Origin of the sequence: Pseudoalteromonas sp. D15MCD-2 (genome assembly GCF_038562745.1) — a bacterium.
Taxonomy (GTDB): Bacteria; Pseudomonadota; Gammaproteobacteria; order Enterobacterales; family Alteromonadaceae; genus Pseudoalteromonas.
On the sequence record NZ_JBCFQE010000001.1, the window covers coordinates 2,658,041 to 2,670,398 of the forward strand.

General features: G+C 38.2%; 13 protein-coding genes. 5 read left to right on the top strand and 8 right to left on the bottom strand.

Annotation, left to right across the window (positions count from 1 at the left end):
• Positions 1-16: 16 nt before the first annotated feature.
• Together AADY36_RS12205 and AADY36_RS12210 are read right to left on the bottom strand one after the other, a co-directional pair.
• The gene (locus AADY36_RS12205) at positions 17-1,456 is read right to left on the bottom strand and encodes a sigma-54 dependent transcriptional regulator (RefSeq protein ID WP_055020699.1); all 1,440 of its coding nucleotides are present in this window, start codon (positions 1,454-1,456) and stop codon (positions 17-19) included.
• Positions 1,457-1,598: 142 nt separating this feature from the next.
• A complete protein-coding gene (locus tag AADY36_RS12210; RefSeq protein ID WP_054562188.1) occupies positions 1,599-2,384 on the bottom strand; it encodes a flagellin N-terminal helical domain-containing protein in 786 nt (261 codons plus the stop codon).
• Between the two features lie 193 nt (positions 2,385-2,577).
• Between AADY36_RS12210 and pseB the strand changes: the two genes are divergently transcribed.
• The 3 genes from pseB to AADY36_RS12225 are packed head-to-tail and all read left to right on the top strand — an operon-like array spanning position 2,578 to position 5,575.
• Positions 2,578-3,579 (top strand): UDP-N-acetylglucosamine 4,6-dehydratase (inverting), encoded by a 1,002-nt coding sequence (gene pseB / locus AADY36_RS12215; RefSeq protein WP_054562189.1) that lies wholly within the window; start codon positions 2,578-2,580, stop codon positions 3,577-3,579.
• A gap of 9 nt (positions 3,580-3,588) precedes the next feature.
• Positions 3,589-4,755, top strand: a complete 1,167-nt coding sequence (gene pseC, locus AADY36_RS12220; RefSeq protein WP_342409026.1) for a UDP-4-amino-4,6-dideoxy-N-acetyl-beta-L-altrosamine transaminase — start codon at positions 3,589-3,591, stop codon at positions 4,753-4,755.
• A gap of 19 nt (positions 4,756-4,774) precedes the next feature.
• On the top strand, positions 4,775-5,575 hold the full coding sequence (locus tag AADY36_RS12225) for an AAC(3) family N-acetyltransferase (protein WP_054562191.1): 801 nt from the start codon (positions 4,775-4,777) through the stop codon (positions 5,573-5,575).
• A 5-nt stretch (positions 5,576-5,580) separates the two neighbouring features.
• On the opposite strand, the gene AADY36_RS12230 is transcribed toward AADY36_RS12225, so the two are convergent.
• The 6 genes from AADY36_RS12230 to AADY36_RS12255 are packed head-to-tail and all read right to left on the bottom strand — an operon-like array spanning position 5,581 to position 10,705.
• Complete coding sequence (locus tag AADY36_RS12230; RefSeq protein WP_054562192.1) at positions 5,581-5,811, bottom strand: acyl carrier protein; 231 nt, start codon at positions 5,809-5,811, stop codon at positions 5,581-5,583.
• A complete protein-coding gene (locus AADY36_RS12235) occupies positions 5,801-6,604 on the bottom strand; it encodes an AMP-binding protein (protein ID WP_342409027.1) in 804 nt (267 codons plus the stop codon). Before AADY36_RS12235 ends, AADY36_RS12230 begins: the two co-directional genes overlap by 11 nt.
• Positions 6,553-7,206, bottom strand: a complete 654-nt coding sequence (locus AADY36_RS12240) for an AMP-binding protein (protein WP_342409028.1) — start codon at positions 7,204-7,206, stop codon at positions 6,553-6,555. The genes AADY36_RS12235 and AADY36_RS12240 overlap by 52 nt, the downstream gene beginning before the upstream one ends.
• On the bottom strand, positions 7,206-8,705 hold the full coding sequence (locus AADY36_RS12245; protein WP_342409029.1) for an argininosuccinate lyase: 1,500 nt from the start codon (positions 8,703-8,705) through the stop codon (positions 7,206-7,208). Before AADY36_RS12245 ends, AADY36_RS12240 begins: the two co-directional genes overlap by 1 nt.
• Positions 8,702-9,064, bottom strand: coding sequence for a 2Fe-2S iron-sulfur cluster-binding protein (locus tag AADY36_RS12250; protein WP_342409030.1), 363 nt, complete (start codon positions 9,062-9,064; stop codon positions 8,702-8,704). The genes AADY36_RS12245 and AADY36_RS12250 overlap by 4 nt, the downstream gene beginning before the upstream one ends.
• A gap of 3 nt (positions 9,065-9,067) precedes the next feature.
• Entirely contained in the window at positions 9,068-10,705 is a 1,638-nt protein-coding gene (locus AADY36_RS12255; RefSeq protein ID WP_342409031.1) for an L-aspartate oxidase, read from the bottom strand.
• 145 nt (positions 10,706-10,850) lie between these two features.
• Between AADY36_RS12255 and AADY36_RS12260 the strand changes: the two genes are divergently transcribed.
• Both AADY36_RS12260 and AADY36_RS12265 read left to right on the top strand, forming a co-directional pair.
• Complete coding sequence (locus tag AADY36_RS12260) at positions 10,851-11,603, top strand: phosphosulfolactate synthase (RefSeq protein ID WP_054562197.1); 753 nt, start codon at positions 10,851-10,853, stop codon at positions 11,601-11,603.
• 59 nt (positions 11,604-11,662) lie between these two features.
• The gene (locus AADY36_RS12265) at positions 11,663-12,358 is read left to right on the top strand and encodes a phosphoadenylyl-sulfate reductase (RefSeq protein WP_082401588.1); all 696 of its coding nucleotides are present in this window, start codon (positions 11,663-11,665) and stop codon (positions 12,356-12,358) included.

Genomic DNA, 12,358 nt, shown 5'->3' on the forward strand with positions numbered 1-12,358 from the left:
AGAAACCTAACGCGGCTTAGTCGCGCGTTAGGTTGTATTTCTTCATTTTTTCGACCAGTGTGGTGCGCCTAACACCTAAAATTTCTGCAGCTCGTGCAACAACGTAATCATAGCGCTCTAATGCTTGGCTGATTAAGCTAATTTCTAGCTCAGCAAGATACTCTTTGAGCTCAATTCCTTCATCTGGTAGTAAACCTGAGTCAACCGTTGTTGCTGGTACATCAGGTTCTTCATCATCATAATCACTAAAGCCTGTACTGAAAATATCGTTGAAAGCATCTCGCTCCATCAACTCTTCTGGATACTCAGGCTCATAAGCCTCAACTTCAATATAACGATATTTAGCTGGAAGGTCTGGCACATCAACTACTTTATCAGGGAACATGATCACCATGCGTTCAACTAAGTTAGCAAGTTCACGAATATTCCCCGGCCACGCATGCTCTTTTAAGCTTTGAATCGCACGCTCAGTAAATTTGGCCGTTGTGCCACTTTGCTCGTTCACACGACGCATTAGCTCTTTTAAAAGTAGAGGAATGTCGTCGGCACGCTCACTAAGCGAAGGGTTTTCAATTGGAAATACGTTTAAGCGATAAAAAAGGTCTTCACGGAAGTCGCCCTGCTCAATCATCTCTTCAAGATTGCGGTGAGTTGCAGCAATAATGCGTACATCCGCTTGAATAGGCTTAGTACCCCCTACTCGCTCATAGCTACGCTCTTGCAACACACGCAATAGTTTAACCTGCATTTGCAAAGGCATATCACCAATTTCATCTAGAAACAGCGTGCCGCCTTGCGCTAATTCAAAACGCCCTTTTCGTGCAGAAATAGCCCCCGTAAAAGCACCCTTTTCATGGCCAAATAGCTCACTTTCAAGAAGCTCGCCTGGGATAGCACCACAGTTTACCGGCACAAATGGCCCGGTATTGCGTTTAGAGAGTAAATGAACGTTACGTGCAACAACTTCTTTACCTGTGCCTGACTCACCTAAGATCAGTACATTGGCATCGGTTTTTGCTACTTGTTCAATTAAAAAGCGCACATCTTTTACAGCTTCGGTTTCACCGACTAAACCATCAAACGATTTGTTAGATTTAGCTTGTTTATGGTCACCCGGTAGCATGCGCTGATATTGCTGACAATCATGCAATAGCTGAGTAGTTACATCATGGTTAAACGGCTCACAAATTAAACCAACTACATTAGCAATGCTTAGTAACGGTTTGAGTGTTTCACCAATTAATAAAAACGGAATGGCTGGAAACTGTTTGATCACAGCCTCGTGATTTAGCTGCTGTAAAGCACCAAGAATGACCATACATTCTTGCTGTTGATGTTTTTCACAAAAAGACTGTAATGAAGTCTCATCAACTAATTGTGCAGTTTCACCAATGAAGGTAAGTGCTGCATGTAAACCTATCGCACGATTATTATTATTGTCTAAAATTAAGATCATTATTGGCGAACCACAGTTACCACGAGGTTAGTTAATTTCTAAATTGTAAGCGAGTTTAGGAGGGATGCAAGCGCTAAGCGGCAATTTATTGACATCAACGCCAAAAAATAGTCACTTAGCACTAAAATTTAATACTAAAGAATTAAAGTAAACCTAATATAGATTCGGCTGAACGATTTGCCTGACCACGTAAGGCAATCGATGCTTGCGATAAAATATCATTAGCTACTTGATCAGACACAGCTTTTGCATAGTCAGTATCTTCTATTCGGCTTTGGCTCGCAGCAATGTTCTCTCGCTGGTTACCTAAACCTTTTATCGTACTCGCCAAGGTGTTTTGAAAAGCGCCTAGCTCAGCTCTTTGCGTGTTAATTTCTTCAGCTGCTTGGTCGCTAATATCAATCGCAGCTTGAGCTCCTGCTTGGGTTGAAATATCGATTCCTGCAATAACTGAAGCAATACTGCCATCAGATGGCGTCACTGATTGTGTGGTGTTGGCATCAGGACCAACTTGAAACGACACTTGCTCACCATCAAATAAAGGTTTACCACCGAATGTCGCATTTTCAAACGTTTCTGATATTTGCGTTTGTAATTGCGACACTTCTTCTTGAAGTGCAGCTCTATCATTATCTGTGAGCGCACCATTACCCGCTTGAATAGACAGCTCTCGAATGCGAGAAACGGCATCATTTACACCAGATAAATTTGACTCTGTTACTTGCGAGTAAGAAATGCCATCGTACGCATTATTAATTGCTTGACTGTAGCCATCTTGCTGCGATGTTAATCTATCAATAATTTGCAGTGCAGCGGCATCATCTGCCGCTGAATTTACTTTTTTACCTGATGCTAGTTGCTCAGCAAGCTTGTTACCCGTTTGCTGAGTTTGGTTTAAAAACCCGGTATTGGGTGATTGAATTTTCATGGCGGCCTCCGACAAACCGATTGTTTAAATTATAGCTTAATTTGCCAAAATTTGCACTTTGTACCATGGTTTAGATAAATTAACTTGGCATCTGACTTGCTAGTGTATTAGTTAATAGTTAAATTACTGAGAATTGTGTCAAAATTCTCACTTTGCGTATCAAACGCCAATGAAAAATAACTCGGGTAACACTATGTTCGACAATAAAACAATTTTAATTACCGGTGGTACCGGTTCATTCGGTAAAAAATACGTCAAAACGCTTCTAGAACGCTATAAGCCAAAAAAGATCATTATCTTTTCGCGTGACGAACTCAAACAGTTTGAAATGCAGCAAGAGTTTGACCAACCGTGTATGCGTTATTTTATTGGTGATGTACGCGATAAAGAAAGGCTTCGTCGTGCTATGCGTGGTGTGAACTATGTGATTCACGCAGCAGCATTAAAACAAGTACCTGCCGCTGAATACAACCCAATGGAATGTATCAAAACCAATATTAATGGTGCTGAAAATGTCATTGATGCGGCTCTTGATAATAACGTAGAAAAAGTCATTGCACTGTCGACTGATAAAGCCGCGAACCCAATCAACTTATATGGTGCGACTAAACTTGCATCAGATAAGTTATTTGTGGCTGCTAACAATATTGCTGGCGGCCATAAAACAACCTTTGCTGTAGTAAGATACGGTAACGTAGTGTGTTCGCGTGGCTCTGTTGTGCCTATTTTTCAAAAATTTATCGACCAAGGCCGCGACCATATACCAATTACTCATGAAGAAATGACTCGCTTCTGGATTAGCCTGCAACAAGGTGTTGATTTTGTTTTAACAAACTTTGAGCGTATGTTAGGTGGCGAAATTTTCGTTCCGAAGATCCCTTCAATTCGCATTACTGATCTTGCCAAAGCAATGGCACCTGACTTACCAATTAAAATAATTGGTATTCGCCCTGGTGAAAAGTTACACGAAGTTATGTGTCCTGCCGACTTATGCTTTGAAACGTACGAATATAGCGATCACTTTGTGATCGCTCCGGGCATAAAATTCAGTAGTCGTAGCAATGATTTTACTGAAAACGCACTTGGCGAAAAAGGCGAGCAAGTTGCCCAAGGTTTCGAGTATAACTCACTCGATAACCCAGATTATATGAGCATTGAAGAAATTAAAAACTTCAATGTCCAAGCGTTACTGTAATACTGCATTATGACGAATAAGGTAATTCCTTACGGCAAACAAAATATTTCTCAAGATGACATCAACGCCGTAATTGATGTATTAAAGTCTGACTGGCTAACGCAAGGACCTGCTGTTCCGGCATTTGAAAGTGCTATTGCAGAATATTGTGGTGCTCACTATGCCTGTGCCACTAACAGTGCGACTTCAGCGTTACATATTGCTTGCCTAGCTTTAGGCGTAGGTAAAGATGACATTGTATGGACATCGCCAATCTCCTTTGTCGCCTCGAGTAACTGCGCCCTGTATTGTGGCGCAGACATCGATTTTGTTGATATCGACCTTGAAACAGGCAATATGTCTGTTGCAGCGCTTCAAGAAAAACTAACGTTAGCCAAACAAAACCAGCAACTCCCTAAAGTCGTGATCCCTGTTCATCTAGCTGGTCAGTCATGCGATATGGCAGCAATCAATGCACTTGCCAAAGAGTATGGTTTTAAGGTTATTGAAGATGCCTCGCATGCTATTGGCGCGAAGTACAAAGATAAGCCTGTTGGCAGCTGTGTTTATTCAGATATTACTGTGTTTAGCTTTCATCCAGTCAAGATAATTACATCTGCTGAAGGGGGTATGGCGGTTACCAACTGCGCTGAGCTCAACAAAAAAATGAGCCGCTTGCGAAGTCATGGTATTACTAATATTCCTAAAGAAATGACCGAGCCAAGTCACGGCCCTTGGTATTATCAACAGTTAGAGCTTGGTTTTAATTATAGAATGACTGATATGCAAGCCGCTTTAGGACTGAGTCAGTTAAAGCAGCTAGACAACTTTGTATCAGTGCGAAACGACATTGCAACAACATATAACCATGCATTTGCAAACTCAACGGTAGCTCATTTAAAACAATCGGATGATTGTTACTCTAGCTACCATTTATATATTGTTCGTTTAACACAGTGTGATGTAGAAAAACACAAGTCAGTCATTACAGGCATGCGCGAGCAAGGAATTATTGCTCACTTGCATTATATACCGATCCATTTACAGCCTTATTATCAAGCTTTAGGCTTTTCGGACGGTGATTTCCCTAATGCAGAAAGCTACTACAAACAGGCTGTTACTATTCCTCTGCATCCAACTATGGCAGCAGATGAGCAAAAAGCTGTAATTACGGCATTCTTTAACCTAGTGAATTAAACAAGGAATTAGAGCTTTCATGTTAGCAGACATATCTTACGAAAGTTTAAAACAGGCATACTCTTCTGTTGGTATCACAGAAGGAAAAGTTGTTTATGTTACTGGAGATATCACAAAAGTTGGTATTTCTCTTTCTTTGAGTAAGTTCGAGCTGTTAAATTTACACCTTAAAGTGATTATGGATTTGATAGGCCCAGAAGGTACAATTGTAGTGCCAACCCATAGCTTTTCACTTTGTAATACTAACATTCCATTTTCACTAAAAAATACACCTTCTGAAACCGGTGCTTTTAGCGAATTTATCAGAAATCAAGCAGGAAGCATTAGACAGCTTCACCCTTTTTCGTCTCGCACTGCTATAGGAAAAGAAGCTTCTTATATTTGCGAAAACACAGCTCCTCATAGTTATGGTATGCACACTCCTTTTTCAAGGATGCTGGAGCTTGACAGTATGTTTATTTCCGTAGGTATTCACCCAAAACAAATTGTCAGCCTTGTTCACCAATGTGAGTCTGACATGAATGTACCTTACAGATATACAAAAGAGTTCATACACCCAATTGAAACTGGGCAGCACACAGAAATGAAAGCTTTTTATCATCTAGTAACATATTTAAACTGCGATATAAAAAGAGATAAAAATGTCAAAATATTTGAAAATTTCGAAAAAAAATTTAAATTAAATCACTCTAAAATGTGCCATGGCAGCGTCTGGGGCTTCAATATGAGAGAGTTTTATAAAGCAACGACTGAGCTGATGAGAGATGATATTTACAGTTGGCTTGCGGAGCCACCGAATAGTCGCCCCTACCAAGCTTAATGCATTTATTTATTATCTAAAAACTCTATTAACTCAGAAACAGTACCTAACTTAGACAACTGTTCATCGTTGATGTCTATACCTAGCTCTCTCTTAATTTTTAAGACTATAGTCATAACATCTATAGAATCCAGTCCAAGTTCAGCAAAGCTTGATGAAAAATCCGCTTCGTTACTAAGATCCACACTTGGGTTTTGAATTAAAATTAACTCTTTTATGATTTGTTTATTTTTCATATTGCTCACATAAATGCTTTTTAATTAATGCTCTACTTACTTTACCAGAACGTGTTCGTGGTAGCTCACTTAATGTAAATAGCTTATTCGGTCTAAAATTTGAATCAGTATCTTTCAAATGTTTTGCTACATCCTTGAGAGTTACTTTAGTTTCTCCTTCTACACATAAAACAATAATACTATCTTTAACTTTACTGGGATCTTCCATACCAAGTACTGTAAAAGCATTGCTCTTAAATAACGTCACCAGTTTAGATTCTATTTCATCAGGGTGCACTAAAACACCATTATAATTTATTACATCATCACTTCTTCCTGAAAAGACTAGATAACCTTGCTCATCTAAGTACCCAACATCAGAAGTTATAAACCAACCATCTTGAAGCTGACTATTCCATAGCTCATCATCGAGATACCCTAAGCATAAATTACTTCCTCTAATTGCTATTCGCCCGCTTTCGAAAGGGGGTAAAGCACAGCCTTGCTCATCAATAATTTTTAACTCAGAGCATTCTGAAGCAGGTCCTTCGGTCTTAACCTTATCTAAATTACGGTTTAGCTCAAAGAATGTTACTCGCATAGCTTCACTTAACCCATAATGGAGAAATATTCTTGTTTTAGGCAGTGAATTACATAATTCAATTCGGAAAAAGTGATCAAATCTCATCGCGCCAGTTTGTAGCCATTTTAGGTTGTCTGCAACTGCCGCCAACTCACTTTTGCCTACTTGTAGTAAAGCTGCTAACAAAGAAGGTGCCGTTGATAATGCATTACAATCATACTTACTAAACAATGATGAAATTGATAAAGGATTACTAAGCTGAGTTGGTAGTACAATTCTTCGCCGGCCATCAGGACACTATGGCATCGCCCAAAACCAAATGCATGATCTATTGAAGCAAAAACTAATTCTGCAATTCCCTCATCAACCTCCATCTTACTATTCATGAATGCACAAATATCGTTGATGCCACACTGAGATAATCTTACCCCTTTCAATTTGCTGGAAGTCGTTCCAGAAGTAAAAATAACCATAGCTTCTTGATCAAATGAAACATCAATATTCGTTGGCTCTAATTGAGGGTAAGATTCAATAAACAATGCAGCATCACTAGTTTCCAATGCCCCCTGTAGTCTCTGTGGATCAATAAAGGGAATAGGCACTATGCTAACCCCACATTTTGCACCAGCATAATAAGAAAAAAGGAGCTCAACAGGTGAAAAATTTGATACTGCGACTCTTTGACTAGGCTTGATATTTTTTGATTTTAAAAAAGTAGCGAATTTGTCTATTTCAGTATGAAACTCATCATAGCTATATTCTTTATCGTCAAATGAAACCGCTATTTTCGTACCTTTTTTGTTAGCTATTTCTGTATAAATACTTGTTAACATTATTTGTCCTTTAGCTCATTCAAAAAGAGGTTCACTTTTTTCACAAAGCGCTCATTGAAAGATGACATTCTATAATTTCCTTGAAACGAATGTGCCTTAGCTATACTGTTTTGACTGTCCTGAACCATTAATTGGACTTGCTCGGGGTTTGCACTACCAAGTCCTTTCCTTAAAGAAATAAGAGAAGGTATGTCAATGTTAGAATTAAATACCTGATCCGGAATGTTTGGCAAATCAATATTCAACTGCTGTGCTGCTAACTTTATACTATCAAGAGTAAAACCATCTTGCTCTTCATCACAAGCATTCCTTACTGCCCTACCGATGATTTTATGAGCACTACGATTATCTAAGTCCGAAAATTTGACCAACATATCGCATAAGTCTGTTGCAACAATAAATTTGTCAGCTGCAGCTTCTGCAAGCTTATCCTTGTTAAATTTAGATGTAGATAAAATCCCGGCAAAAAGATCGACACACTGAATAGCATAATCTAAAGCCTTTGGTAGCTCTCCATAAGCATAGAGTCGGTTATCAGGCTGCCCACTAATAGTTTGATTTGTAGATAAAATATTTGTCATCATGCCATTAAAGGTTCTAGCTTGACCGCGAATGAATGCTAACCCATATGGGTTTTTCTTTTGTGGCATTATGACACTTGTGCGGGTAAAGCCATCAGCTAACTCAAGATAAGAGAATTCTGCGCTATTCCAAATTATAAACTCTTCACTGATTCGATTTAAGCTTGTCATTATCGAACAAAGACTCGTCATCACATCAATACACATATCTGGTGCCCACATCGCATCCCTAGTGTGAGTTAATATGCCATCAAATTCCAGCAACTCGGCAATAAACTCTCGATTCATCTCAATTTGAGAGCCATTAACACTCCCTGAACATGCAGGAGATAAATTCACCATTTTTATAGCTGTTTCTATGCGACTAATGTCTCTTAATAGCGGTCTTTGAAACCCTTGTAAATAATGGGCTAAGGTAGTCGGCTGTGCATGTTGTAAATAGGTAAAGTCTGCCATAAAAGTATTTAAATGCTGTGAAACAACTTGATTAAATACCTCACATAACTGAATTAACTTTTCATGAAGGCAAAATAATTTTTCACGACAAACCATTTGCCAAGCTATTGTACTAGCTTCCCTTCGAGCACGTCCGATGTGGACATAACCACTATCAGGACCAATATGCTGTTGCAAATATTTATCTCTATTATTATAACTATCTCCTACAGCAGGATCTAAAGGAATGTTTTCAGTTCCTTGTAGGTGGACTTCAAGAAGGCCTGATAGCAACTTTCTTCCTTTCGATGAAGAAATTACTCCTCCTTGAATTAAAGTCATGACATGACTCATATCCGCTATACTTAAGTTGCTCATAATATATGGGCTACATTCAAGTTCATATTGAAATGCACTGTTATATAAGCGTTGATCTGGACCTTCTTTAAAGCGAGAACCCGCACCTAAAAAACTATTACTCATTTTTTCACCTCTATTTCTGAACAGTTTTCAAACTGCGGCTCAACTATTAGGTCACGAACAACTTTCGTGCAATTGTAAGGGGTTATTTCAAGCTCATTGCCAAATTCGGAAACTAACTTTGCTACATTTTCACTGCAAGCTAACATCACTTTGCCATTAACTTTTAAACGACAACTACCACACAACCCTATTCGGCAGTTTTTATCGAAAGCCAGAGTGCTATCAAATTCATACAGAACTCTCATAAGCAAATCGAGAAGAGTCTCTTCATTGCTATAGCTAAGAGTAAAAGGTTGTAAGATTGATGGACTCACTGTTTCTTTGTTAAAACGATAAATGTTTAATGTTATTGTGTTCATTAATTATGAAATCCTAATTAACTCACATGCCATTCCACCTGACTCGTGTTTATAGGTTAGTGTAGCCATTTCAAAAAAATTGCCTTCTGATGGGAAGTCATCACGATAATGTGCTCCTCTTGATTCAGGCCTACAAAGAGCCGCGCGACATATAGCCTCTGAGATTAAAAGCATATTTTTAAGTTCAATATATTGTTTTATTTGCTGATTATAAAAATGAGTGCGGTCGCTGATTTTTATATCTAAATACCTTTGATTCAAGTCGGCTAATATTTTCAACTGCTCTTTCAACCCATTTTCATTTCTTATTACTCCAACGTTTTGAGACATTGTCGTTTTCAAAGTACTCAGAATTTCTCCCATCGTTTCTTTGCTATCCCCAAACGGAAAAGTGAACTCCTTGAAAGAGGCACTTTGGTAATTGGCCTTTTTTTGGAGCTTTGCAGCATTTTGTCCAGCGAGACGACCAAAGACAACCACTTCAAGCAATGAATTCCCACCGATCCGGTTTGCACCATGTACACCATTACAAGCTGCTTCACCCGCAACAAATAAGCCATTTATTATATCGCCCATATAGTTAAGAACTTGACCATTAATATTACAACTAACCCCCCCCATTAAATAATGAGCTGAAGGTATTATAGAAATTTTATCCTTAGTTACATCAGCATTAAGGTAAGTAGCCGCTATCAAAGAAGCTTCCTTCAAAGCAAACTTTTTTTCCTCTGGAATATTTGTTAAGTCAAGATAGAGCTCAGAGTCAGGGTGATTACTTAACTCTTTTGCAATTGCTATAGACACTTTATCTCTACCAGCCAACTCCTTTTTCTCTGGATAGTAACGTGACATAACATTGTCATTTGAAATTGAGACTATTTTACCACCAGCACCAAGTACAGGTTCAGGTATTTGTATACCACTATTTCGTAAACCCAAAGGGTGGAACTGAACAAATTCCATATGCCTTAAAGCAGCACCAGCATTGAATGCGAGGGACAGACCATCACCAGTTGTAGAAACAGCATTTGTATTATATTTATAGCTATTCAAACCTCCTCCAGTTGACAATACCACTGAATTAGCAAAAATCTTGAATAGCTGAGTATTCCGCAAGTGCAAAACTTGAGCGCCAATAACTTGACGACTTTCTTGGATTAACTCTACAGCCATCATCTGATCTAGTAAGGTGATCTGTTCATTCTTTTTTATTTGCTTGATTAAAGCGACCATAATCGCAAGCCCGGTCCTATCTTTACTAAAGCAAGCTCTGGGAATATTAGAACCTCCGAAGGCTTTGTTTTTGTAGTGCCCTGACTCATCTTTACTAAACTGCACACCTAATTTTTCTAACCAATGAAGATTTTCAGGAGCAGACTCGCACATATACTCAATACAATCTTTACTAGCAACTCCTCTACCCGCATTAAGACAGTCATTTATATGAGCAAAAGCATCGGGTTCATTTATGGCAACATTTACTCCTCCTCTGGCACTGACAGAGTGAGAGTGTAGAGGCGGAATCTTTGATATTAAAATTACTTTCTTACCTGCATAAGCGGCCTCTAACGCAGCGCAACAACCAGCAATGCCTGCACCGATAACTAAAACTTCAGCATTAAGTGATGTTAATTTACTCAACTAAGCTCCTAGATATCAAATCAGTTAAAAAATAAGTATTTTTGCTAAAACCTAATCTATTATGAAGTAAAATAAAACAAACAGATACAGTAATTCAGGCATAGATAATGCTTAAGTTATCATATATTTTAAAAAAGGATTAGATATGAAACTCATCGACCAAAGACCAACTAAACCGCGCCAAACAGGTAAAACTAATGTGCTTGATAAGGGGTTGGGTTTAGAGCAGCTCAAAATGCAATTAGAAGCCTGCGGTGAATTCATAGATGTTATCAAGCTTGGCTGGGGAACATCATTAGTCACTCCCAATTTAGAAGCAAAATTAGATTTAATAAAATCTCATGGTATAGAACCTTGCCTTGGTGGTACCTTATTCGAATATTGTTACTTAACTAATAAAGTGGATGAATACATCGATTTTCTTAAACAACATAAATTATCTTTAATTGAAATATCTGACGGTACAATTTCAATCCCACAAAAAGAAAAAAACGAACTAATTAGCCGCTTTGCAAAAGACTTTACTGTGCTTTCTGAAGTGGGCAGTAAAGATGATAAGGTGGTTGTGTCTCCATCAAAATGGGTAGAGCAAATAAAAAGTGAAATTAATGCTGGGGCAAAAAGTATAATTTTAGAAGGAAGAGAAAGTGGAACAGCTGGCTTATATCGAGGTGATGGCGAAATAAGAATGGGATTAGTAGAGGAAGTAATGGAATCAGGTGTTGAAATCGACAAATTAATCTTTGAAGCTCCCAAAAAAGCCCACCAAGTTTTCATGATTAAGCAATATGGCCGTGATGTAAATATGGGAAATATTGCATATGAAGATGTTATCTCTCTAGAAACACTTAGACTAGGATTGCGCTCTGATACTTTGTGCTCAATTCATCTCAAATAAATATTTCTAAACTTCGGCCGATATAATTAGAGGTAATTTAATTCTGTAGTGATGGAGTTATGATGTTGGATACAAATATAGATATCGACTTAATCAATAAACGCATGGTTAGCTGGACAGCTAGCCAACGTATAGGTTGGGCTCTAACAAACTTACCTAAACAACATATCGTAAGTACTAGTTTCGGTGCCCAAGCTGCTGTTATGCTTCATTTAATGACATTACATAAGCCTGATATTTTAGTTGTTTTTATTGATACAGGTTACCTATTTGATGAGACAATTGAATTTTCAAAACATCTAACATCTACACTTAACTTAAATTTGAAAACATTTAGGCCATTACTTGATAGAGAAAAGTACGAAAAAAAATTTGGAAAAGTTTGGGAAAATGGTTTAGAAGGCTTGGAACTTTACAATCAAAACCGGAAAGTCGAGCCCATGCAACGTGCATTAAATGATTTACATGCAGCAACATGGTTCTCCGGGATAAGGAAGGAACAGTCACCCACACGTGACCAAAAAAAGTTCATTGAATTATCAAATAATCGATACAAAGTGTCTCCTATTTTAGATTGGACCTCTAAAGATATTGATAGCTACATAAAAGATAACTCTCTAGATTACAACCCTCTTTGGCATAAGGGATATGTTTCAATCGGTGATACTCACACTACTAAATCAATATATGAAGTAGAGAGCATAGAACAAACACGTTTTTTTGGATTAAAGCGTGAGTGTGGCTTACACGAATAA